The organism is Bosea vaviloviae, assembly GCF_001741865.1.
Lineage (GTDB): Bacteria > Pseudomonadota > Alphaproteobacteria > Rhizobiales > Beijerinckiaceae > Allobosea > Allobosea vaviloviae.
Genome location: NZ_CP017147.1, coordinates 2,702,819 through 2,726,207, shown reverse-complemented (window position 1 = coordinate 2,726,207; position 23,389 = coordinate 2,702,819). Strand labels below are relative to the sequence as shown.

Genomic DNA, 23,389 nt, shown 5'->3' with positions numbered 1-23,389 from the left:
GAGCCGCCCTCTCTCTCCAGCCCTCATCCGCGACCTGCAGCAGGAAGCGCGGGGAACCCCTCTCCTGCATCCAAGTCGGGTCTACCCGACTTGGACACTCTGAAGTGCTGAACTCGGGCAGGCCCGAGTTCAGTGAGAGGGGCAGGGGTGAGGTGTAGGCCGTTTGACGCTTTGGCCGCACCCTGACAGCTGCTCCATCGTCATTGCGAGCGCAGCGAAGCAATCCAGGAGGGTTCGCTCTACATCCCCTGGATTGCTTCGCTGCGCTCGCAATGACGGCAAGGTCGTCACGCAACTGGTCCGGGGGCCTACCCCTCACCCTGCCCTCTCCCTCCGGGAGAGGGTTCCCCGCGCGCTTACCGGCAAAGTTGCGCGTCGAAAACCGCATAGAAGTGCTCATCGCTGCAAGGCCAACCCGGCTTCGACGTCCCAGGACAGCCAGACCGCATCGTCCCAGGCGAAGGGCCGCTCGATCCGCCGCGTGCGGTTGGCCACCGCGACCTTCAAAAGCGTGCCGCCTTCGCCGCCGACCATGACCTGGATCATGGTGACGTCGCCGAGATAGCCGATGTCCCAGATCTCGCCCCTGACCTTGTTGACGCCCTGCCCCGGTTCGTCATGGCTGAGCGCGATCTTCTCCGGTCGCAAGCCTATGAGCAGCGCGTCGCCCGGCACAAAGCTGGCTGCGTCCTCATCCAGTTCGAGCGGGCCGGCGACAGCGCTCTCGACCCTGACGAGGTCGCCGTCAACGGCGAAGACGCGCCCCTCCAGGACATTGATGTCGCCGACGAATTCGGCGACATAGCGATTGATCGGAGCCTCATAGATCACATCCGGGGGGCCGATCTGGACCAGCCGGCCATGGTCCATCACCGCCATGCGGTCGGCCATCGTCATCGCTTCGTCCTGATCATGGGTGACGACCATGAAGGCCGTGCCGAGCGTGCTCTGCAGATCCATCAATTCGAATTGCGTCGCCTCGCGCAGTTTGCGGTCGAGCGCCGCCATCGGCTCGTCGAGCAGCAGGAGTTTTGGCCGCTTGGCGAGCGAACGGGCCAGCGCGACGCGCTGGCGCTGCCCGCCGGAGAGCTGGTCGGGCCGGCGCGCGCCGAGCCCCTCCAGCTTCACCAGCGCCAGCATCTCGGCGACGCGGCGGGCGATCTCGGGCTTGGCTAGGCCCTCGCGCCTCAGCCCGTAGCCGATATTGTCGGAGACGCTGAGATGCGGGAACAGCGCATAGGACTGGAACATCATGTTGACCGGGCGCAGATGCGGCGGCACGGCGGTGATGTCGACGCCGTCGAGCAGGATCTCACCGGAATCGGGCCGCTCGAACCCCGCCAGCATCCGCATCAGCGTGGTCTTGCCGCAGCCGGAGGGGCCAAGCAGCGCGAAGAATTCGCGCGGATAGAGCGACAGCGACAGCCCATCGACCGCCGTCACCGCGCCGAAGCGCTTGGTGACATTTCGGAACTCCACCAGCGGGCGCGCCAGCGGGTCGTTCCAGGGCTGGAAGGCGCGGCGCACGCTGCCCGGCGAGGCCTTGCGCATGAGAGCCGCCCCCTGCCCCGTTACCGTGCTCACTTGGCCACGCTCACTTGCCCGTCTTGACGCGGGTCCAGAGCCGGTTGACCAGCTTTTGCGACTTCTGGTCGTAGGGCGTGATCGTATAGAGCCGCGCCATCACGGCTTCCGACGGGTAGATGCCGGGATTGCCGCGCACGGACGCTGAAAGCAAAGGCTGCGAGGCGAGGTTGCCGTTGGCGTATTGGATGAAGTCGGAATTCTTCGCCGCCATGGCCGGGCGGTTGACGAAATCGATGAAGGCCAGCGCCGCCTCGGGATTGCCGGCATCCTTGGGGATGACGAAGGAATCGAACCACATCAGTGCGCCTTCCTTCGGGATGGCATAGGCGATCTCGACCTTGTTCTTGGCCTCCTCGGCCCGCTTCTTGGCCTGCAGCACGTCGCCGGAATAGCCGACGGCGAGGCAGATATCGCCATTGGCGAGCGCGTTGATGTATTCCGAGGAGTGGAACTTCTGGATGTGCGGCCGGATCTTGCGCAGCAATTCGCCGGCCTTGTTGAGGTCGGCCTCGGTCTTGGAATCCGGGTTCAACCCGAGATAGCGCAGGGCGGCCGGGAACATCTCCTCGACGGCATCGAGCACATGCACGCCGCAATTCGAGAGCTTCTTGAGCTGCTCGGGCTCGAAGATGATCTTCCAGCTGTCGATCACGGCGTCAGGCCCGAGCCGCTCTTTGATCTTGGCGACGTTGTAGCCGATGCCGGTGGTGCCCCACATGTAATCGACGGCGTATTTGTTGCCGGGATCGTATTTGGCGAGCCGCCCTTGAATCTCCGGCCAGGCGTTCCTGAGGTTCGGCACCTTGTTGGCGTCGATCGGCGCATAGAGCCCGAGCGGGATATGGCGCGGCAGGAAGGAGGCCGTGACCACGATCAGGTCATAGCCGGTCTTGCCGGCGAGCAGCTTGGTCTCGACCGTCTCCATCTGGTCGAAAGTGTCGTAGACGACGGTGATCCCGGTTTCCTTCTTGAAGGCGTCGAGCACCTCGGGATCGACATAATCGGACCAGTTATAGATCCGCAGCTCCTTGGTCTGTGCGTCTGCCGCGCTCCCAACGAGAAGCGTAAACCCCAGCGCCACGCCCGAAAGAGCTCCCCTCAGCCAACCGCACGCCGTCATCAAGCCCGACTCCCCTTGTCGCAATTGCCGCCGCGAAGCTAGCAGCTTGCTCGCGCGCCTCAAGTCATTGTGATCGCGGAGCTGTGTGCAATCGCGGCCTCCGCTGGCTTGCGATGCAACATGGCGGTCACATATCCTGCCGCATGCGCCATCTCCGCCGCTTCCTGCTGCTTTTCACAATCACCTTCCTCCTGCCGGTCGCGACCCATGCCGCCTGGTGGTCGCTGCAGGCCAATGCCAATGACTGGCGCGGGGCCGACTGGTCGAGCGCCAGGCTCTTGCCGACTGCTGCGAGCGAGCCGGAGGCGGTGGTCCATGTCTTCGCCGCCCGCGTCGGACGCTGGCGCGGCATCTTCGCGCATCACTCCTGGATCGTGGTGAAGGAGAAGGACGCCGGCACCTACACCCGCTTCGATGTCGTCGGATGGGGCACGCCGATGCGCGTCAACCTGCGCGAGGCCGATGGCCGCTGGTTCGGCAACGCGCCCGAACCCGTCGCCGAAATCCGGGGCGAACAGGCCCAAGTGCTGATCCCGCGCATCCGCGCCGCCGTGGCGTCCTACGCCTATCCCGCGCCGGGCAGCTATCTCGCCTGGCCGGGACCGAACTCGAACAGCTTCGTCCAGCATGTGCTGGCCGAGGTGCCGGACCTCGCGCAGGCCCTGCCGCCGACGGCGATCGGCAAGGATTGGCGCGATGAGGGGCTCTTCGCCGGGCTCACCCCGAGCCGCACCGGCGTGCAGGCCTCGCTCTTCGGCCTCGCCGGCGTGACGCTGGGCTGGGTCGAAGGCGTCGAGGCAACCTGCTCGGCCTCGTCGCCGGCCTCGACCTGCGCCACCCGGCGCTCAAGCTGCCGGGCTGGGGGCGGGTGGGTTTTTAGAGCATCGGCCCGAAAAGTGGGAACCGGTTTTCGGACAAGCCGATGCATGATTAAAGCTGGTCATGCTCGGAAACACCGCGTCATTCCGGGGCGTCCCGCAGGGGCGAGCCGGGAACCCAGAACCGCAGTTGGTGACGACATAAGCGCTGCTGATGTCGACGCCTGATTACCGGTTCCATCGGTTCTGGGTTCCGGGCTCTACGCTGCGCGTAGCCCCGGAATGACGCGCGGTTCCGTGCCAAGACAGCATGATCTCCGCTCGCCAGGCGCCGACACGCTTGCGCAGCCCTGTGACGCATGGTTAGCTTCAGCCCGCTGCCAACCGAAGCTGGCCGGCTCCGAGACCGGCTGCCCGACATGACGGAGCGATTGCATGCCGTGGCCTGATCTGACGATCGGCGGGCGCGATCAGCCCTCCTGGATCATCAAGCCGCGCGCCGATGCGCGGGCGCATCTGGCGGTCGTCGCGGACCAGCCCGCGGCCACAGGCCAGCCCGTGATCAAGGAGCAGCGCCCGCCGCCCTGGCTCGCAAAGCAGCCGCTCGATTTCGCGGCTTTCGGCCGGCAATTGAACACGGCCTTGTGCGGCCACGCGCCGATCGACGCCAAGGCCTGGCTGGCGCTGGTCGAGACCGTGCCCTGGGCGCTGCAGGACTATGTCTGGCGGGCGGCCGAGATCCGCCTGGGCAAAGCGGCCAAGGCCGCCCTGCGGAAGCGCGAGAACCGGGCGCTATACGAGCAGATCGAGGCGGTGCGGCTGTGCAGGCCCGATGGCGGCCAGCTCTATTTTCAGACCCCGAAGCAGCAGTTCGACGCTTACGCCGCCGTGTTCCGGCGTTTCGCCAGCCCGATGGCGCGCGTGTACTTCATGGGCGGCATGGTCTCGCTCTTGTCCCTGCGCAATGAAAGCAGCACCCTCGCCCATCACGGCGAGGGCTCCTATGACGACAGGCTCGTCGTCCTGCGCAGGATCGGATCGACAGGGATCTCGACGATCTTCCCGATCTGCACCGAGCCCGGTGCCCAGTATTCGCAACGCGCCGCCAGCAAGCCGGGCGGTGGCCGGCAGGACCGGCGCTATGGCGGCGTGCATTTCAACAAGATCGACGGCGAAGACGGCAACAAGGACAAGATCAAGGACCTCGGCCGGCTGATCGAGGGCACCTATCACTATTACGAGAAACCGAATGGCCATGTCGGCGCCCGCGCCTTCCAGACCAAGGTCACCCAGGTCGTCGAGCGCGACACCGATGGCGACGGGCGCTTCACCACGGCCGACCCCAGCCGGATCGACCCCAGGAAGGCCGGTACCTCAATGTATATCCACCAGGGCGGCAAGGACAGCGTGCTCGAGCCCGACACCTGGTCCGCCGGCTGCCAGACCATCCCGACGAACCGCTACAAGACGTTCCTGGCGACGGTCGGGAAGCCGAATTCGCTGTTCTACGTGCTCGTCAACGCGGCACCCTGAAGCCATGCCCATGCCGCCGCCCCGAAAGAGCTGTCATGGGCTGACTGCGGCCATCATCGCCTCAGTCTGGTCGGCCGCGGCGGTCGGCGCCCAGGAGCGCCCGATAGAGGCCCCGCCGGGAGAGGCCGCCTGCGCGATCGGCGCCTTCGTCACCGAGACCGATCCTGCCGGCCTCAATGTCCGCTCGGGGCCAGGGACGGGCTTCGGCATCGTCGGGCGGCTACCGCCCGTGACGCTCAGCAAGGAGATCGACGGGCTCTCCGTCATGGTCGAGGTCGAGATCACGGCCAGCGCCAAGGGCTGGTTCCGCATCCGCAACGCCCGCGACAACGCCCAGCTGACCGGCGCGGCGGAGCGGGTGATGTATGGCGGACGGGGCTGGGTCAGCGGCCAGAAGCTGACCGTCAAGACGCAAAGCCCGGCGGGCCGAGCCCAGCCGAGCGAGAAGGCCGCCATCGTGCTGGGCACCGAAACCGGACTGACGCTCGACAATGACGGCTTGCGGGCGGCGGGACGCCTGATCGGCTGCCAGGGCAAATGGGCTCTGATCGAATTCGGCCCCCTGCCCGCCGGCGACGCCCTGGGGCAACGCCTGGATATCGCGCCAGCCGCGCAGAGCGGGCTGCCGCAGGGCCGCTTCCGGGCCTGGCTCAACCAGATCTGCGCGATTCAGGAAACCAGCTGCAGCGGTTTCTGAAGTGGGATGATTTTGCTGGGGAACACGCCGTCATCCTGGGTTTCGCGCAGCGAAATCCCGGGATCCATCGGAGGGCTTCGGAGCTCTACGATGGATCCCGAAGCTGCGCCGCTGCGCGGCTTGTCCAGGATGACGGCGCGGATGATGGAAGGCGGCCGGCTTTAAAATCATCGGACTCTGAAACCGCCGCTCGCCAACCCGCCTCAGACCGCCTCCAGCGCCTGCGCCAGATCCGAGATCAAATCCTCGATGTTCTCGATGCCGACCGAGATGCGGATCAGCGCATCGGTCAGGCCGATCTCCTCGCGCAGCTCCTTCGCCACGCCCGAATGCGTCATCGCGGCGGGATGCGAGACCAGCGTCTCGGTGCCGCCAAGCGAGACCGCGAGCTTCATGATCTGCAGGTTGTCGAGCAGCGCGAAGGCCTCCTTCTCGCCGCCCTTCACATCGAAGGCAAAGGTCGAGCCGGCGGCCGTGCATTGCCGGTCGAACACCGCCTTGCGCGGGTCGCCATCCCGGAGATCGCCGAGGTAATGCACCTTGGCCACCTTCGGATGGCTGGAAAGGTACTCCGCCACCAGCTTGGCGTTCTCATTGGCGCGGCTCATGCGGATGTCGAGCGTCTCCAGCGAGCGCATCAGCATCCAGCAGGAGTTCGGGTCGAGCTGCGTGCCGAGCGAGCCGCGCCAGCTCTTGACCTGCCGCACCAGCGCGTCCGAGCCGCTGATCGAGCCGCCGACGAGATCGCTGTGGCCGCCGACATATTTGGTCAGCGAGAGCAGTGAGAGATCGGCGCCCTGTTTCAATGGCTTCTGGTATTTCGGGCCGAGCATGGTGTTGTCGACCACGACCGGCGGGCGATGGCCCTGGGACTTCTCGAGTTCATCGGCGATCGTGGCGCAGGCGGCGAGATCGACCAGCCCGTTGGTCGGGTTCGCCGGCGTCTCGACCAGGATCATGCCGACGCGGCCCTTGGCGGCCGCTGCCTTGGCGGTTTCGCGCATCTGCGCGATGTCGAGACCGTCGGTGAAGCCGAAGGGCGTGACGCCGAAGGCGCCCATCTGGTTCTTCAGCAGCGTCTCGGTGCCGCCATAGAGCGGGCGCGAGTGGATCACGGTGTCGCCGGGGCGCAGGAAGGCGAAGCAGGTGGTGGCGATCGCGGCCATGCCGCTGGCGAAGACGGCGCATTTCTCGGCCTCGTCCCAGATCGCCAGGCGATCCTCGAGGATCTCCATATTGGGGTGGTTGAAGCGCGAATAGACCAGGCCCGGCTTTTCACCGGGCTTGGGCCGGCGCCGACCGGAGGTGAAGTCGAAGAAATCCTTGCCCTGCTGGGCGTTCTCGAAAACGAAGGTCGAGGTCAGGAAGATCGGCGGCTTGAGCGAGCCTTCTGACATCGCCGGCGAATAGCCGAAGCCCATCATCAGTGTCTCCGGATGGAGCTTGCGGTTGGCGATCCGGTCCTTGTGATAGCTGTCTTCGCTCATCGATTATGTCCTCCGCGGCGGCACGGTTCGCCCATGGCTCGTGAGCGTCAGGTTACGCCTTTCGCGGCGGCATTGCATGACCGATCATCATTGCCGTAAAGGCCCTCAATGCAGCTTTCTGCCAATGATGAGCCGAACAGGAGCAGACCATGCTCGATTCCATCGATCGCCGTATCCTCGCCGTGCTGCAGGAGGATGGCCGTATCACCAATCAGGAGCTGTCCGAGAAGGTCGGGCTTTCGCCGACGCCCTGCCTGCGCCGATTGAAGCGGCTGGAGGAGACCGGCGTCGTCAAGGGCTATGCCGCGATCGTCGATCCCAAGGCCTATGGCCTGCCCTTCAGCGTCTTCGTCTCGGTGCGCCTGTCGCAGCAGACGCAGGAGAACATATCCGAGTTCGAAAAGGCGGTCGAAAGCTGGAGCGAGGTCACCGAATGCTACCTGATGACCGGCAGCCAGGATTATCACCTGCGCGTCCTGACCGACGGCATCGAGGGCTATGAGCGCTTCCTGAAACAAAAGGTGACGCGCCTGAAATGCATCCAGTCGGTCGAATCCAATTTCGCACTGGCCACCATCAAGAAGCGCAACGGCCTGCCGCCGCTTTAGGGGCCGTTGCCGATCGAATCGTAGAACTGCTTTAAGCCTGACGCGTCATTGCGAGCGCAGCGAAGCAATCCAGAAGGGCTCCCTCGATCCCCCTGGATTGCTTCGTCGCTTCGCTCCTCGCAATGACGCCCAATTACAGCGCCAGCTCTTGGTAGAGATCACGCCAGGTTGGGTTCATCGCTTCGATCAGAGCCAGCTTTCGTGCACGAGAACCACTTTTGAGCTGCTTCTCGCAGGTAATCGCTTCATCGATACGGTTTTAGTGCTCGTACCAAACGAGTAACTTGCAGCCGTAGCGACGTGTGAAGCCGTCCATCGTTCCTTCGCGATGCTGCCAGGCACGTTGCGCCAAGTTGGACGTGACGCCGATGTAAAGTGTGCCGTTTCGTTTGTTTGCCATGATGTAGACGGCAGGTTCTCGCACCGGAATCGTTCTCCTACACTGAACGAGAGCTCGCCCGTCATTGCGAGGAGCGCAGCGACGAAGCAATCCAGGGGCCGTCGAGCGGGGGCTCCTGGATTGCTTCGCTGCGCTCGCAATGACGGGGATCCGCGGAACCTGTCCTTGCGCCGATCAAAGATCGGCAGCGTGGATGGTATCGAACCCTACTTCCCGCCGAACAGCGCCTGCGCCGCGGCGCTCGCCATCTTCCTCTGCTCATGGGCGACGCCGGGCACCGTGATCTCGCGCCAGCGGCTCTCGACGCCGAGGCGCTTCGCCTCGGCTGCGGCGACCGCGACGAAGTTCTGGCCGCGCGTGAAGCGGTTGGGGCCCTGCGCCTCCGCGCCCTTGCTCGAGTTCAACTGGGGATGGTTGGGATCGATGTCCTGGTCGCCCAGCATGATCAGCAGCGGCTTGGCGAAGGCGGCCTTGAGATTGGCGTCCGTCGCCGGCGTACCGTCGAGCGAATAGGGAAAGCTGAAGCCGCCCGCCGCACCCTTGCCGACAGGCAGCGTGTAATAGCCGGCATTGGCCGAAATTGCGGTCGAGAAGCGCGCCTGCGGCATCAGCATCACCATGCGGTGGACGAACTGCGCCCCGGCGGAATGGCCGAAAAGCACATAGGTCGAGCCTGAGACCCGGCCGCTCTTCAGGCCTGCGTCGAAGAAGCGCTCGATCACCGCATAGAGCCATTTCGCGCGGTCGGGCTCGCCCTGGACGCCGCCCTGCTGGAACAGCCGGGTCGGGAAGCGCTCCTTGTCAAAATGCGGCGCCGCGATCAGCAGGCCATGGCGATCGGCCGCCTCGATCCAGTAATCGCGCGTGTTGGCGGCATTGCGCCCCAGGCCGTGCACCGCGATGACGAGCGGGCATGGCTTGTTGGCGCAGGCCTGCGGGACATAGGTCTCGATATTGATCGTTTCCGCCCCCGCGGGCGAAACGTCTTCATACAGCACATGCCCGCTGCCGACCTCCTGGAACGGCGTCAGGTCATGGGCCGCAAGGGGCGTGGCAAAGGGTGTGGCAAGAGGCGCGGAGAGACAGGCGGCCAGCATCGCCGCCATCGTCGAGAGCTTGATCATCGTCATTGCCTCGCATCATCGCTCGCCACGAGAGCATTGCGCGAAAAAGTGGGTACCGGTTTTTCGCATGAGCAATGCTCTCAACTCTTGGAATCGATCACGTCACATTCGGACGATTCCGTCCGAATGTGACGTGATCGAGCGCGATTCTGCTCCGCGAGGCGATGAGGGGCAAGCCCGAGGCCGCGCCGGCGACTAGATGTTGGCGGAGCGGGCCTGCCGCATCTTCCAAAGGCTGCGAGCGATCAGGAAAGCGCCGAGGGCGAATGTCGGCAGGAACAACCGAAGCGCGTCCCAGGACCAGTCGAGTCTGACGGTCTTGCAGCCGGACGTGTTCATCTCGCAGCCAAAGCCACTGAGAAGATACCAGGCCACCAAGGTGAGGCCGAAAATGACGATTCCGACGGCCAAGATGAAACGCTGCCACATCGCCCGAGCATAGGAACAGCCGGGCAGCCAGGCAAGCCGATCGGATCGAGCCCTCCCGCGCCGCTGCTCATGGCGTCTTCAGGCGCCCACACGCTCCATCGCCCGGCGCACGACCAGCGTGACCTCGCCGTCGGAGAGGAAGAGGTTGTGGCGCAGCATGCTCCAGCCGCGCCCCGAGGTATCGGCGACGCGCACGCCGAGCGCCTCCAGCCGCGAGCGCTCGGCCGCGCCGGCCCGCGCCACGCCGCCGGCGATACGCGCCGAGACGGCGAGCGCCCGGTCACCCGGGTCGATGATCAGCGTCATCCGCTGCGCCAGCGGGCCAAGCTTCGAGACCGTCTGCTCGAAGGCGTCGATATCGACATCGGGCGAGGCAAAGACGATCGCGCCGATGCGCGAGGACACATCGGTCTCGGTGCGCAACTCGCGCAGCGCCTCCAGGGTCAGGAAGGTGCCCATCGAATGGGCGACGATATGGATGCGCCCGACGGTCGGGTTGTTGACCAGGGCCCGCAGCGCCTGGACGAAACCGTCGCGCGACCAGAGCGCGCTCTCGCGGTCATAGCCGTAGTCGAGCAATGCGCCGCCGGACGGCCATGAGAACAGCGCCGTGCGGCCCTGGAATTCGAGCGCATGCGAAAGTTGTCCGGCGCTGCGCACCGCCGATTCGAAGGTTTCGTTGTAGCCGTGCACGTAAAGCAGCACGTCGCGGCCGTTGACGGCCTCGGCGAAACGGCGTGCCGCATCGGAGCTGGTGCGCCGGTCGATGCCGAGCACGCTCCAATCCTCGCCCACGGTAGATGCGAGCTGCCCGGAGATGCCCCGGCCAGGCGGCGAGAGCCTGACCTCGGCGAAGGTCAGCCCGGCTCCGCGCTCGGGGCCGAAGAAAGGCGACCCGCCGCCGGAGGGCTTGCGCGTGGTCACCACCAGGAGCGTCGGCTCCTTGCCCAGAGCGGAGGCGTCTGCGCGCGTCGGCTCGGAGAAGGGCGAGATTGCGGCCTCGGTCTGCGCGCAGGCTGCCAGGGTAGTGGACAGCAGCGCGAGCAGCAGGGAGCGTCGGCAAAGGGATGCGTGCCGCGAATCTGGCATGGGTGGAGAATATCCAAAGGGTCCGGAGGTGGCCGAGTTGGCCAGCATGGCCTTAACGCCACGCTAACGCGGCCAGATTGCGGCGTCTTCGAGGCTGATTTGGTTTGGAGGCTGATTGAGATTTCGAGCCATTGGCTCTGTCTTGACCACCGATGCGCCCTCATTCCGGGGCGCTCCGAAGGATCGAGCCCGGAATGAGGGCGAAACCTCAGCCATAAACCGGCCTCAAAACCCGTTGGCATCATCCGTCATGGTCGGGCTTGTCCCGGCCATCCACGTCTTCGCTGGTCGAGACCTGTGTTCAAGACGTGGATGCCTCGCCACAAGGGCCAGCATGACGACCAGGATGTCATTCCGGGCGAAGCGAAGCCCCAGAATTGAGGGCTCGGGTTTCGAGACTTCCCTCAGCGGGCGATGAGGGCGCCGGGCGCGGTGACCACCAGCTCGACGGTCGAGCCGACCGCGCCAACCACCCCGCCGGCGATATCGCCGAGCTTGTCGCCGAAACGGGGGCCGGCGATGGCGATGCCCCTGTCGGCATCGAGGCGGCGGCCGATCAATTGTACGATCTTGGGCGAGGACGCGAATTTGGCGTGGTTCAGGCGGTCATCCGTCGAGATCTCCGACAGGTCGATGATGCGCGCGCCAAGCTTCCCAAGCTCGGCGACGATCTCGGTGTCCTTGGCCGAGATCGCCCCCAGCCGGGTCTTGTCGCCGGCGAAGCGCCTGGAGAAGGCGAGCGCCCGGTCGTCGGCCGAGACGAAGACCGTCACCGGCCGCTTGATCTGGCGCATCTGCGTCCTGAACACGTCGAGATCGACATCGGGCGCAGCGAGAATGATGTCGCGCAGCTTGCCGCCGAAGCTGCCGTCGCCGCGAATCGCGGCCTGCCGCACCGCCTCCAGCGTCAGGAGGGTGCCCATCGAATGGGCCAGGATGTCGATGCGCGTGGTGCCGAGATCACGCGAGATGGCGTGGAGGTTCGCCTCCAGGAAATCACGCGAATAGAAGGCGCTCTCGCGGTCATAGGGGTATTGCAGGAGCTGCCCGCGCGAGGGCCAGGTGAACAGCACCGGCACGCCCTTAAAGCCGGAATCATAGATGATCTGGGCGAAGCGATAGGCCGCATCGGCGAAATTGGTGTTGTAGCCGTGCACGAAGACCAGCACGTCTCGCTCCGAGGCCGGACGGCGCTGAATCTCGCGTTTCACCTCGGCGACGATCGGCGGCAGGTCGAGACGGTTGACATCGACGACGGCGAAATGCTTGGCCGGGTCGGCGGCGGCGCCGATATCGGGCAGTTCCAGCTCGCCGGTCTTGTGCGCGCGCGGCACGGTGATGTCGAGCTTGGCGAAAGCCAGCTTCGGGCCGCGCTCGCCATTGAAATATTGCGGCAGATCAGCCGCCTCGCGCGTGGTGGCGACGAAGATGCGCAACTTGCCGACAGCGTCGCCCTGCTTCTCCGAGGCCGTCAGCAGCAGGCTCCGCTGCTCGCCGCCGCAGGCCGACAGCGCCAGCGCGGCCGACAGCACCAGCGCAACCCAACGAAACCGCAACACCGCATCCACCATGTCGAAGTGCTCTCACCGAAGCGGCCGATGATCAAGAGGTATCCATGACACAGTGACGACGGGATCGACGCCTTGCCGCACATGCCCAAGCCTTGTTAGCTCAGCGCCATGAACGACGTTTCCGCCTCCGCTCTTGGTGACGCGATCCTCGCCGGCGAGCGGGCGGCGCTGGCGCGCGCCATCACCTTGGTGGAATCGCGCCGGGCCGATCACCGGCAGCAGGCGCAGGCGCTGATCCAGCAACTCCTGCCCAAAGCGGGCGGAACGATCCGCGTCGGCATCACCGGCGTGCCGGGCGTCGGCAAATCGACCATGATTGACGCGCTCGGCAGTTTCCTCACCAGCAAGGGCCACAAGGTCGCGGTGCTGGCGGTCGATCCGTCTTCGACCCGCACTGGCGGCTCTATCCTCGGCGACAAGACCCGCATGGCGCGGCTTGCGGTCGACCCACGCGCCTATATCCGCCCCTCCCCGTCTTCCGGCACGCTCGGGGGCGTCGCAGCCAAGACGCGCGAGACCATGCTGCTCTGCGAGGCGGCCGGCTTCGACGTCATCCTGGTCGAGACCGTCGGCGTCGGGCAGTCGGAGACGGCGGTCGCCGATCTCACCGATTTCTTCCTGGTGCTGATGCTGCCCAATGCCGGCGACGAATTGCAGGGCATCAAGAAAGGCATCATCGAGCTCGCCGACATGATCGCGGTCAACAAGGCCGATGGTGCGGGCGCGACGGCGGCGCGGGCGGCCGCCGCGCAGTATCAGGCGGCGCTGCATATCCTCGCCCCCGCCTCTGCGCTCTGGTCGCCGCCCGTCATCACCATCTCCGGCCTGACCGGCGACGGGCTCGAAGCGCTCTGGAGCAAGGTCGAGGCGCATCGCGCCCGTTACGAGGCGAAAGGGCTGATCGCCGAGAAGCGCCGCCGGCAAGACGTGAAATGGATGTGGGCGATGGTGCAGGACAGGCTGCAGGCAAAACTGCGCCATGACCCCGCCTTGAAGGCGCGCACGCCCGAGCTGGAGGCGGCGGTGGCAGGGGGCCGGCTCGCGCCGACGCTCGCGGCCGAAGAGATCGCCCAAGCGCTCGGGCTCTAGCGCATTTTCCATTCAAGTTGTCCCGTCATTGCGAGCGCAGCGAAGCAATCCAGAGGACAGGGCTCAGTCCCCCTGGATTGCTTCGTCGCTGCGCTCCTCGCAATGACGATCAAGCCGTGTGGAAAACGTTCTAAGCATCTCAAAGCGGCACAGCGACCACGGCACGCTGCTTGAAGCACCCGGCGCTCACGGAGGCTTCGATGGCTTTATCCCGGCGTTCCCTGCTGGCTGCGGCGCTTTTTGGCACAGGCATGGCTCATGCGCCCGGCGTATTGGCGCAGGCGCCCAAGCGCGCGGCGAGCCCCTCTCCTCTCGGGCAGTTCGGTCTGGAGGCCGCGCAGTTCGGCCTGCGCGCAGGCTCCCCGGACGACCAGTCGCGCGTGCTGCAGAACGCCCTGATCGAGGCGGCTAAGCGCGATGCGCCCCTGATCGTCGCGCCGGGCCGATACCGCATCGCCAATGTGACCCTGCCCGAGGGTGCCCGGCTCATCGGCGTCACTGGCGCGACGCAGTTCATGGCCGCCCAAACCGGCCCCATTCTGCTGGCGCGCGGGATCAAACGCGCCGCACTCGTCGGCATCGGGCTCGACGGGCTGGATATCCGCATCGCCCAGCGAAGCGGCCTGCTGAGCGTGGACGAGCTGCTGGATTTCGGCCTGCAGGATTGCGAATTCACCAATGCCGGCTCGATCGGCCTGAGCCTGAACCGCACGGGCGGCCGCATCCTGGGAAACCGCTTCCGTAACATGCGGGAAACCGCCCTGTTCTCGCTGGATTCGCGCGGGCTCTCGATCGAGCAGAACCAGATCGAGGATTGCGGCAATAACGGCATCCAGCTCTGGCGCAGCCAGCCCGGCGACGACCAGTCGATCATTCGCGGCAACCGCCTCAACCGCATCCGCTCGGATGCCGGCGGCGACGGCCCCAACGGCAACGGCATCAGCCTGTTCAAGGCCGGTGGCGTCATCATCGATGGCAACAGCCTGCGCGATTGCGCGCTGACCTTCATCCGCAACAATTCCGGCTCGGGCGTGCAGATCATCGGCAATCAGGGCCGCCGCTGCGGCGAAGTCGGGCTCTATTGCGAATTCGCCTTCGAAGGTGCGCTCATCACGGGCAACCTCGTCGAGGATTGCGCGCAGGGGATCAACGTCACCAATCTCGACCATGGCGGCAGGCTCAGCGTCGTCGCCAACAACATCATCCGCAACGCCCAGAAGGGTTTTGCGCCGAAGGGCAAGGAGCTCATCGGCGGCGCCGGCATTCATGTCGAGGCGGAAACGGCGGTAACCGGCAACGTCATCGAGAATGCCAGCGATATCGGCATCTCGCTCGGCTGGTCCTGGGGCATGCGCAACCTCGTCGCGACCGGCAACATGGTGCGCAAGACCGGCATCGGCATCTCGGTCTCGCTGGTGCCGAAGGAGCGCAACGCGCTGATCGCCAACAACACCATCGCCGAGGCGAGGAACGGCGCGGTGGTTGGGACCGAATACGGCCGGGCCGTAACGGGCGACCTGACGAAGACGGCCGATGCGAGAGCCGCCGGCGTCAAGGTGGAGAACAACGCGGTCGGCTGAGGCGAGGCGGCTGCCATCGACACGGCGCTCCTCCAGCTCGTCATGCTCGCCCTTGTGGCGAGCAACCACGTCTTGACCACAAGCCTCGACCAGCGAAGACGTGGATGGTCGGCACAAGGCCGACCATGACGGGGAGGCTCCGGGCTCAGGCCTTCGGCCTGCCCCGGAATGACGCCGCGGTTCCAGCCGAAATCATCAGGCGCCAGCCGCGCCCTTTCGAGCGCCGGGTCGCAGCGCGCCGACGGCCTCGTCGACGCTGTGGAAGAGATGGTCCTGGCCGATCGCGGCGACGACGCCGAATTGCTGCAGGGCCCGGCGCGCACGCACCGATTCGACGCGGGCGATCGCAAAGGCGATGCCCCGGTCGCGACAAACACCGGCCACGGCCAGGAGAGACTGGGCGGCGGTGTAGTCGATCGCGGCGATGCCGCCCGCCTCGAGGACGAGGAGCGCCGGGCGCTGGCGCTCGAGCAGGTCCAGCATGCCGTGCTGGAAGCTTTGCGCATTGGCGAAAAGCAGCGGCGCCTGGAAGGCGACGACGAGCACATCGGGCACCGGCTCGATCTCGCCGCCCTCGCCCGGCGGCCACCAGATCGTCGTCCCCGCGATCTTGTTGAACGCGATCGGCTGGCTGCGCGTCGTCATCCAGACGCCGTGGATCAACGACAGTCACGCCGATGGCGACGCCGGTCTCGATCGGCAAAAGGATGATCGCAAGCGCGGTGAACAGGATCAGGGCGAATTCGGCCGGCGCCTGCCGCGCTATGGTCAGGATCGTGCCGAGCCGAAAGATCCGCTGGGCGACGAAGAGCAGGACGCCAGCCAGCGCCGCCTCCGGCACATGGGCGAGCAGGGAACCTCCCGCCAGCGCCAAGGCCAGTACCAAGGCCGCAGCCGTCAGCGCGCCAAGCTGGCTGCCGCCGCCGCTTTCGACCACGACCGCGGTACGCGGCGGGCTCGCATTGACGGGAAAGGCGCCCGCCAGCCCGGCGAGCAGATTGGCGGCTCCCAGGCCGAGGAAGTCGCGGCCGACATCGGCCTCCGCCCCATCCGGAGCCCGGAAGGACCGGCTGACGGTCGCCGTCTGCATCATGATGACCAGGCTGACGATCAGCGCCAGCGGCAGGAGTTGCCGGAAATCCTCCCAGCCCAGATCCGGGCTGAAGCGCGGCGGCAAACCCTCGGGCAGGACGCCGAGGACCGCGACGCCACGCGCCTCGAGCCCGAACAGCATCACCGCCATCGTCGCCAGCCCGAGCGCGATCAAGGCGCCCGGCAACCGCGCCGCGACGCGCTCGCAGACCAGCATGATCGCCAGCACGGACAGGCCGATCGCCGTCGACCAGGGGTTGATCGCGCCCCTGTGCGCATAGATCTCCTGGACCTGCGAGACGAGCTTGTGGCTGCCGCCGGGAAGGCCGAACAGGCTCGGCAGCTGCGACACCAGGATATGGATCGACACGCCGGCCAGGAAACCGGTGATGACGGGCGTCGACAGCAGATCCGCGATCCAGCCGAGCCTGAACACGCCACCGAGCAGAAGCAGCACGCCGACCAGGACAGCCAGCGTCGGCGCGGTCTGGCTCAGATTGCCGCCGCTGGCGGCGAGTATGGCGAGCCCCCCGGCGAAGATCGGCGTGATCGTCGAATCCGCCCCGACGGTGAGGACGCGGCTGGCGCCGAAGACGGCGAAGCCCAGCGTTGCCGCGACGAAAGCGAAGAAGCCGATCTGCGGCTCGAAGCCGCCGAGACGCGCGGTCGCCATCTGCTCGGGAATGGTGATCGCCGCCAGCGTCAGCCCGGCGACGATGTCGCGGCCGAGCCCATGAGAGGAGGATGCGAAAAAGTGGGTACCGGTTTTTCGCATGGGCAATGCCCTCGGGGGTGATTTAGCCTGTACCACACCGTCGTTGCGAGAGCAGCGAAGCAATCCAGGGGGGCGTAGAGTTCTGCCGCCCCTGGATTGCTTCGCGGAGCCTGTACTCGGGCTTGCCGAAGGCAAGACCCGGGTGCTCGCAATGACGACAGGGTTTCTGATTCTCCCGCTTCAGCGCGCTCTCATGCCGTGCTGCAGCGGGAGATGCGAGATCCATCATAGGCACTGCCGAACTCTACGATGGATCCCGGAGCTGCGCCGCTTACGCGGCTTGTCCAGGATGACGGCGCGGGTGACGGCGAGCGATCGGATATCCTCGATACCGCTCGGTTCATTTCGAGCCCTCATCCTTCGAGACACCGCTTCGCGGCTCCTCAGAGGCCGGCCGCCCTCACCCGCCCGACCTCGATGCCGTTCCAGTTCTTCAGCACGCTCTCGCGCAGCGGCGCGAAGGCTGTCGCCTGCGCCTCGTTCAGGGGCAGGAAGCGCGCGATCAGCGCCGCCATCACGACCTCGGCCGCCCGTCCCGCGCCATCGTCGCATTTCAGCGCGATGCCGTAGCCGAGTTCCGGCAGCGCGCCGCAATAGACGCCTTCCGCCCCTGTCTTGATGAAGGCGCGCTCGCGCAACTGCTCCATCGCGCGGGTATCGAAACGCCCGGTTCCCGCCACCATGAAGGGATGGGCCGCCACCGCCTTGCGGATGCGGGCCGCCGCCTTGGCGCGCTCCGGGCCAAGACCATGGCCGGTTCCGAGACGGGCGAAGCCGAGCGCCAGCGCCTTCAGCGGCACGGCATAGGAGGGGATCGAGCAGCCATCCGTGCCCATCAGATCGCTTGTATGCGCCGCGCCAGTGACGCCTTCCAGCGCTCCGCGCACCGCCTGCTGCACGGCATGGCCCGCCCCTACATAGCCGGCCGGATCCTCGTCCAGGCCGCAGGCGAGGCAAACGAAGCCGGCATGCTTGCCCGAGCAGTTGTTGTTCAAGGCGCTCGGCTCAGCGCCGGCCCTGGCGATGGCGCGGGCGGCGGCCTCATTCATCGGCCAATGCGCGCCGCATTCCAGGCAGCCGGCATCGCGCCCGGCTTTCCCAAGCATGGCGAGCGAGGTCTCGGCATGGAGCGGCTCACCGGAATGGGAGGCGACGGCGAGCGCGATCTCGGCTTCCGTCAGGCCGTAACGGTCGGCAGCGCCGCTCTCGAACAGGGGCAGTGCCTGGATCGCCTTGACGGCCGAGCGCGGAAACACCGGCCGCTCGACATCGCCGGACGAGAAGACCACGCCGCCATCGGCATCGACCACGAGCACCGAACCGCGATGGCGCGACTCGACGGTGTTTCCGCGGGTGACCTCGGCGAGAACGGGATTTTCCATGGCAGGCTCCGATATCCGACAGGCTATTATCCGACCAGTCATTGTCCGGCAGTCCATTATCCGATCAGATCATGCGGCCGGCGCGTGGCCTTGTGGCGTTTGGCGCTCGACCTGTCAAAAGCGATGGCGCAGACTGGCACGGCCTGCGATGGAAGCGGCGCTCGCCCGCGCCAATCCGGGCTGCGATCAGGAACCGGGAAGCCTTCGAGCCGCTGATGTCAGAGACCGCAACCTCGCCGGACTACGAGACCGAATACAACAACCGCGCCCGCGTGCCCGAGCATCCCGGCATCATCGCCGGCTGGGCCAGCGACGCGGCGGCCTATCGTGAGGGGGCCGTCTGCGAACTCGGCGTGTCCTATGGCGAAAGCGCGCGCCAGTATTACGATCTGTTCAAGCCCCAGGCCGTCCGCGGCGAGGCCATCGTCATGTTCATCCATGGCGGCTACTGGCAGGCGCTCGATCCGAGCTTCTTCTCGCATATGGCGCGTGGGCTGAACCAGCTCGGCGTGCCCGTCGCCGTCGCGGGCTACGATCTCTGTCCGCAGGTCGAGCTCGGCCACATCGTCTGGGAGATGCAGCAGGCAGCAGCCGCGCTGTGGCGGCGTTTCAACCTGCCGATCGTTGCGGCCGGCCATTCCGCCGGGGGACATCTCTCAGCCTGCCTGCTCGCGACCGACTGGAAGAATGTCGATGCCGAGCTGCCCGAGAAGCTCGTGCCGGCGGCCTATGGCATCTCCGGCCTCTACAATCTGAAACCGCTGACCGAGACCAGCATCAACGGCGCCCTGAACCTCACCATGGAAGCCGCCGAGCGCGAAAGCCCGCTGTTCTGGCCGGCGCCGTCACCGCTCCTGATGGATGCGGTCGTCGGTGGGGCCGAGAGCGAGGAATATCTCAAGCAGAGCCGCCGCATCGTCGATGTCTGGGGCATCGAGGGCGTGCAGACCCGCTATGGCGAGATCCTCGGTGCCAACCATTTCACGGTGCTCGCCGACCTCACTGACCCCGCAAGCGCGATGAGCCGCCGGCTCGCCGAACTCGCTGGCGCTTGATTTCGGCGCGCGCCAAGTTCTATCCAGAGAAGACGTTCTATCCAGAGAATCTGTCACGTTTCGGAGCGCGCGATGCAGACCTTCTTCGTCGAGATCAAATGCAAGCTCGGCAAGACCTATGCGGTCGCCAGCGAGCTCGCCGACCGCGAGATCGCCTCGGAGATCTACTCGACCGCGGGCAATTACGACATCCTGGCGAAGTTCCATGTCGCCGCCGATGTCGATATCGGCCATTTCATCGCCCAGAAAGTGCAGTCGATCCCCGAAATCTCCGACACGCACACGATCATCACGTTCAAGGCGTTCTGAGGCGGCGTATCAGGCGGCCTCCTCGCCGAGTTCAGCGGTGATTTTCGTCCAGGGCACGCTGATCAACCCCTTCTCGTCGCGTTCGATGAGACCCGCTTCGATAAGCTTCGTTGCGTCGGTGTGAACCGCCTTGTAGTCGCGGCCCAACGCACCGGCGAGCGCTCGGATCGACCAAGGGCCATGTCCCCGCAGCACTGAGAGCAATTGCCAACGATTGGCGTTCAGCAATTCGAACAAGAGCTGCGGCGTTACAAAACTAAGCCCGAACTCCTGCACGCCATAGTCGCCGGAATCGATGCGCTTTGCCGCGCGCCTCGCACGCACGAAGAAATCGTCGGTGCTCTCGACGCGGATCTTGAATTCACTCATGGCCGCTTCCTTTCCGCCGCGACATCCGCCTGGAAGTCGATCAGCAAAGCCTCGAGCGTCTTGAAGACATAGGCCTCCTCGACACCACGATAATGGCGATGGTCGCCTTTGCCCCATTCGTTATCGTAGCCGATGATGCGCTCTCCCGGCCGGCCGTAGAATAGCGAGTACTTCAGCCGGTGCGGACGTTCGGGATTGGCCTGTGGCAACAGCCAAACCCTGATCTGCTCGATGCAACCATCCGGCAATACGATCTTTTCATCGATCAACAGCGTCGCCGGCATATGTCAATAATGACATATGCCGCTCTGTCTGGAAAGTCCGTGATCGGGTTCGTGTCAGCGCTGTCTCGTGCGGGCACGCGTCAGACGGCAGCGAGCTGCCAAGCATATTGGTAGCTGCCATATTCCGTGCTGGTCACGCCGTTGCGTTCGGTGCCCGGAAACTTTTCCGGCGGCGTCACCACCGTCACCCGGAAGATTCCGGTCTTGCCGGGCTTCAGCAGCCCCACATGCACGGCTGCAGCTCCAAGCGCCGAATCGCCGCTATAGATGTCCGTGCCCCAGAGTTGGCCCTCGATCACGCCCGTAATGCGGAAATAATAGACCGCTCCGATTTTTTCGCAGAGGCCGTGCATGTTCGGCGGCGCCTCGGAGGCGACGGAGTTCTGGTCGAGCAGCTTTTTGAGCTGCCGGCGCGACAGCTTTCCGCGTCGGTCGAAATAGGCGATCAGGTCCTGGACGACTTTCATGGCAAGTCTCCTTTCATGGCAAGTCTCCTGTCATGACGCGTCTCCCGGCTGCAGGGTGATGACCCGCCCATAGGGCGGCTGGAAGGTCGAAGACGGTTTCGGCAGCACCCAGAGCACCGCATAGGGAACGGGCTCGGTCGGGTAGGAGATGTCGCCATCGGTGATCACGACCGCGGCGGTCACGCGCCCGTCCTCGGCCAAAGCGGCGAGTGCAGGCGTCAGGTCGCTGCCGCCATAACCGCTGATCTCGTAAGCCGCGAGCCCGCTCGGTGAGAGGATGTCGTCGGAGGTCACGACCGTGTCGCACTGGACGACGCGGATCTCGTCGACGCCCGCCACATCACAGAAATCGGCGATGGCGCCGAGCACGAGCGGGATCTCGTCCCCCATCGAGGCGCTGGTGTCGAGGATGACGTTGAGCATCCAGGAATAGCGCTTGCGGCCCGGCATCACGACATCGGTGCGGTCGTTGCCGCGCCGCGAGGCGCGGGTGAAGGTGCGCTCGCCCGGTGCTGCACCTTCGAGCCAGGTCTGGAGCGCGACATGCCAGGGCGTGCGGTAGAGGCCGCGCCGCGCCTGGACGTTCTGCTGCGTGCCGCCGGGCCCGTCGCCGCGTCCGCGCATCGCGCCCATCGCCTTGGCAAGCACCATCCCGCGCATCGCGAGATCGCGGATCGCCTGGCCGCGCTCGGCCTGGTCGGCCGTATCCTCGGGGAAAAGCTCGCGCTCGCGCCTGGCGTCGAGCGCATCGCCCATCGTGCCGTCGGGCGCCTGCCGCGCCGCCCCGAGCACCTGCTCGACGGTCGCGATCTGCCCCTCCCAGACCTGCGTGCGGGAGGACATGAAATGGCTGCTGCGGCGCATGTCGAGGACGATCTCCTCGGCAGATTTCGCGCGCGCGCCGGGCATGTCGAGCCCGCCCGCCGGGATCGTCGTCGTGCCCAACGCATGCCGCAGCATGTCGTTGATGATGTAGTCATGGGCGTAGTTGAACTCGAGCGCGGCGCTGCCGCGCGCCCGGTCATGGGTGCGCAGCGCCAGATGCAGAAGCTCGTGGGCGAGCACGAAAACGAGGTCATCCGCCGACAGCCTTGCGGTGAAGGACGGGTTCACCAGCATCCGGCCGGAGGCGAAGACGCCCATGGTCGGCACGCGCGCATCGATCTCGACGCGCACCGCCGCCGCGAGGCCACAGAGATGCGGGAACGGGGCCGTCACCAGCCGCAAGCCCCCAGCGATCCGCGCCCGGGTGGCGCGGTCCTCAGGAGACCGCTCCGGAACGCCGTTCATGTCGCCGCGACCTTGCGCAGGAGATCGTGCATGGCGCGATCGGCCCCAAGCGCCCCCCATGTCTCGACCATGTCGTTGAGCACCAGGAGTTGATGTTCGCAGGACAGGGCGCGCAGAAAGCGGTTGATGAAGTACGGCCTGATGCCTTCAGCCCGGCCGTCGCGGACGAACTGACGGATGCAGTCGAGGATGAACCAGCGCGCGGAATCGCCCTTGGGCAGAAGCTCCGGCTTGCGCAAATACTCCTCCAGCGGCCGCACGGCGCCGATCGAATCCTCCGCCAGCGCGCAGAACACCACCGCATCCTCCGGCGAGAGCCGCCCGAAGGCCAGCGCCCGGCGCGTCTCGTTGCTGAGCAGACCGGCCTTCTGGGCCATGTCGAGCGCGCGCGACAGCAGCGCCCAGGCGCGCGGCGTCGAAAACGGCATCGGCTCGGCCGGCACCGGGCGCATCAGGGCGTCGGGTATAGTCGTGATGAAGCTGCGGATCTCGGCTCGCACGCCGGCGCGCTGCGCCCAGGCGAGCCATTCCGCGACATCGACCCGCAATTGCAGGATGGTGACGCGGTTGACCAGGGCCGAGCTCATCGCCCGCACCAGAGCGCGGTCCTGCAGGCGGTTGCCCGCCGCGACCACCCAAGTGCCCTTCGGCAAGGCGTGCTCGCCGAGCCGGCGCTCGAGCAGGAGCGAATAGAACGCCTTCTGGACATCGGGCGAGCAGGCCGGCAATTCATCGAGGAACAGGCAGAACGGTTCGGGCTTTTCCGGCAGCAGGACGCGCGGCGGGCAGAAGACCGAGCGCTCGCCGACGATGCGCGGAATGCCGCTCACATCCTCGGGAGCGATCTGCGTGCCGAGCAGCGAGCGGCAGGGCAGGCCGGCCTCGCGCGCCGCCTCATAGACCAGCTCGGATTTGCCCAACCCTGGAGCCGAGAGCAGCAGAAAACTCTGCTCATGAGCCATGCACTGGATCAGTTGCTTGGCCTGACGCAGCGTGACGACTTCGTCGAACGCCGATCGCATCGCATCCATCATCCCCTCCCAGGAATAGCCGGCAAGAACAGCCCCCAAGAGCAGCCGGCCAATGACCGAGCGCCGGGCATGTGGGAACGATAGGTCAGCGCTGCCATGGCCCTCCAAGAGCATTATTTTTTCGCGATGGTGGCCTTGTTAAGCAGCCATTCATGCTGGGCTGGCGGCGGGCTCCTACGCTGCATTCGGCAACTGGGCCCGCA

At 65.9% G+C, this 23,389-nt stretch carries 21 protein-coding genes and 3 pseudogenes; 8 read left to right on the top strand and 16 right to left on the bottom strand.

Annotation, left to right across the window (positions count from 1 at the left end; all coding sequences use genetic code 11):
* Positions 1–396: 396 nt before the first annotated feature.
* Positions 397–1,551 (bottom strand): ABC transporter ATP-binding protein, encoded by a 1,155-nt coding sequence (locus BHK69_RS12670; RefSeq protein WP_069690418.1) that lies wholly within the window; start codon positions 1,549–1,551, stop codon positions 397–399.
* A gap of 43 nt (positions 1,552–1,594) precedes the next feature.
* A complete protein-coding gene (locus tag BHK69_RS12665) occupies positions 1,595–2,707 on the bottom strand; it encodes a polyamine ABC transporter substrate-binding protein (protein WP_069690417.1) in 1,113 nt (370 codons plus the stop codon).
* A gap of 113 nt (positions 2,708–2,820) precedes the next feature.
* Here BHK69_RS12665 and BHK69_RS12660 point away from each other — a divergent pair.
* The 3 genes and pseudogenes from BHK69_RS12660 to BHK69_RS12650 all read left to right on the top strand — a co-directional run bounded on the left by BHK69_RS12660 (position 2,821) and on the right by BHK69_RS12650 (position 5,755).
* Positions 2,821–3,587 (top strand): annotated as a pseudogene (locus BHK69_RS12660) (DUF3750 domain-containing protein).
* Positions 3,588–3,960: 373 nt separating this feature from the next.
* Positions 3,961–5,058 carry a hypothetical protein gene (locus BHK69_RS12655; RefSeq protein WP_069690416.1) on the top strand — a complete coding sequence of 366 codons (1,098 nt, stop codon included), beginning with the start codon at positions 3,961–3,963 and terminating at the stop codon, positions 5,056–5,058.
* A gap of 10 nt (positions 5,059–5,068) precedes the next feature.
* Positions 5,069–5,755: an SH3 domain-containing protein gene (locus BHK69_RS12650; protein WP_069690415.1), complete on the top strand. Its 687-nt coding sequence runs from the start codon at positions 5,069–5,071 to the stop codon at positions 5,753–5,755.
* 203 nt (positions 5,756–5,958) lie between these two features.
* On the opposite strand, the gene BHK69_RS12645 is transcribed toward BHK69_RS12650, so the two are convergent.
* Positions 5,959–7,242, bottom strand: a complete 1,284-nt coding sequence (locus BHK69_RS12645) for a cystathionine gamma-synthase family protein (protein WP_069690414.1) — start codon at positions 7,240–7,242, stop codon at positions 5,959–5,961.
* Between the two features lie 149 nt (positions 7,243–7,391).
* Between BHK69_RS12645 and BHK69_RS12640 the strand changes: the two genes are divergently transcribed.
* Complete coding sequence (locus BHK69_RS12640; protein ID WP_069690413.1) at positions 7,392–7,850, top strand: Lrp/AsnC family transcriptional regulator; 459 nt, start codon at positions 7,392–7,394, stop codon at positions 7,848–7,850.
* 133 nt (positions 7,851–7,983) lie between these two features.
* Here BHK69_RS12640 and BHK69_RS31370 read toward each other — a convergent pair.
* The 5 genes and pseudogenes from BHK69_RS31370 to BHK69_RS12620 form a co-directional block, all read right to left on the bottom strand.
* A pseudogene (locus BHK69_RS31370) lies at positions 7,984–8,274 on the bottom strand (GIY-YIG nuclease family protein).
* Positions 8,275–8,456: 182 nt separating this feature from the next.
* A complete protein-coding gene (locus BHK69_RS12635) occupies positions 8,457–9,380 on the bottom strand; it encodes an alpha/beta hydrolase family protein (RefSeq protein WP_069690412.1) in 924 nt (307 codons plus the stop codon).
* Positions 9,381–9,569: 189 nt separating this feature from the next.
* Positions 9,570–9,803, bottom strand: coding sequence for a hypothetical protein (locus BHK69_RS12630; RefSeq protein ID WP_069690411.1), 234 nt, complete (start codon positions 9,801–9,803; stop codon positions 9,570–9,572).
* Between the two features lie 78 nt (positions 9,804–9,881).
* The gene (locus BHK69_RS12625) at positions 9,882–10,892 is read right to left on the bottom strand and encodes an alpha/beta hydrolase (RefSeq protein WP_069690410.1); all 1,011 of its coding nucleotides are present in this window, start codon (positions 10,890–10,892) and stop codon (positions 9,882–9,884) included.
* A 404-nt stretch (positions 10,893–11,296) separates the two neighbouring features.
* Complete coding sequence (locus BHK69_RS12620; RefSeq protein ID WP_158516194.1) at positions 11,297–12,448, bottom strand: alpha/beta hydrolase; 1,152 nt, start codon at positions 12,446–12,448, stop codon at positions 11,297–11,299.
* A gap of 123 nt (positions 12,449–12,571) precedes the next feature.
* Here BHK69_RS12620 and meaB point away from each other — a divergent pair, with 123 nt between their 5' ends.
* Positions 12,572–13,552, top strand: coding sequence for a methylmalonyl Co-A mutase-associated GTPase MeaB (meaB, locus tag BHK69_RS12615; protein WP_069690409.1), 981 nt, complete (start codon positions 12,572–12,574; stop codon positions 13,550–13,552).
* Positions 13,553–13,752: 200 nt separating this feature from the next.
* Positions 13,753–15,132, top strand: coding sequence for a TIGR03808 family TAT-translocated repetitive protein (locus BHK69_RS12610; RefSeq protein WP_069690408.1), 1,380 nt, complete (start codon positions 13,753–13,755; stop codon positions 15,130–15,132).
* A 195-nt stretch (positions 15,133–15,327) separates the two neighbouring features.
* Here BHK69_RS12610 and BHK69_RS33105 read toward each other — a convergent pair whose 3' ends face one another.
* The 3 genes and pseudogenes from BHK69_RS33105 to BHK69_RS12600 all read right to left on the bottom strand — a co-directional run bounded on the left by BHK69_RS33105 (position 15,328) and on the right by BHK69_RS12600 (position 18,381).
* Entirely contained in the window at positions 15,328–15,777 is a 450-nt protein-coding gene (locus tag BHK69_RS33105) for a sodium-independent anion transporter (RefSeq protein ID WP_244548483.1), read from the bottom strand.
* Between the two features lie 139 nt (positions 15,778–15,916).
* Positions 15,917–16,897 (bottom strand): annotated as a pseudogene (locus BHK69_RS33100) (SulP family inorganic anion transporter); the annotation flags it as partial.
* A gap of 485 nt (positions 16,898–17,382) precedes the next feature.
* A complete protein-coding gene (locus BHK69_RS12600; RefSeq protein ID WP_069690407.1) occupies positions 17,383–18,381 on the bottom strand; it encodes an asparaginase in 999 nt (332 codons plus the stop codon).
* Between the two features lie 215 nt (positions 18,382–18,596).
* Here BHK69_RS12600 and BHK69_RS12595 point away from each other — a divergent pair, with 215 nt between their 5' ends.
* Complete coding sequence (locus tag BHK69_RS12595) at positions 18,597–19,436, top strand: alpha/beta hydrolase (RefSeq protein ID WP_069690406.1); 840 nt, start codon at positions 18,597–18,599, stop codon at positions 19,434–19,436.
* Between the two features lie 72 nt (positions 19,437–19,508).
* Positions 19,509–19,745 (top strand): Lrp/AsnC ligand binding domain-containing protein, encoded by a 237-nt coding sequence (locus BHK69_RS12590; protein WP_069690405.1) that lies wholly within the window; start codon positions 19,509–19,511, stop codon positions 19,743–19,745.
* A 9-nt stretch (positions 19,746–19,754) separates the two neighbouring features.
* Here BHK69_RS12590 and BHK69_RS12585 read toward each other — a convergent pair whose 3' ends face one another.
* The 5 genes from BHK69_RS12585 to BHK69_RS12565 all read right to left on the bottom strand — a co-directional run bounded on the left by BHK69_RS12585 (position 19,755) and on the right by BHK69_RS12565 (position 23,186).
* Entirely contained in the window at positions 19,755–20,114 is a 360-nt protein-coding gene (locus BHK69_RS12585) for an HVO_A0114 family putative DNA-binding protein (protein ID WP_069690404.1), read from the bottom strand.
* On the bottom strand, positions 20,111–20,398 hold the full coding sequence (locus BHK69_RS12580; protein WP_069690403.1) for a toxin-antitoxin system TumE family protein: 288 nt from the start codon (positions 20,396–20,398) through the stop codon (positions 20,111–20,113). The genes BHK69_RS12585 and BHK69_RS12580 overlap by 4 nt, the downstream gene beginning before the upstream one ends.
* Before the next feature lie 80 nt (positions 20,399–20,478).
* Positions 20,479–20,865, bottom strand: a complete 387-nt coding sequence (locus BHK69_RS12575) for an LCCL domain-containing protein (RefSeq protein ID WP_069690402.1) — start codon at positions 20,863–20,865, stop codon at positions 20,479–20,481.
* A 30-nt stretch (positions 20,866–20,895) separates the two neighbouring features.
* A complete protein-coding gene (locus tag BHK69_RS12570) occupies positions 20,896–22,155 on the bottom strand; it encodes a vWA domain-containing protein (protein ID WP_158516193.1) in 1,260 nt (419 codons plus the stop codon).
* A complete protein-coding gene (locus BHK69_RS12565; RefSeq protein WP_199579126.1) occupies positions 22,152–23,186 on the bottom strand; it encodes an AAA family ATPase in 1,035 nt (344 codons plus the stop codon). The genes BHK69_RS12570 and BHK69_RS12565 overlap by 4 nt, the downstream gene beginning before the upstream one ends.
* Positions 23,187–23,389: the final 203 nt, after the last annotated feature.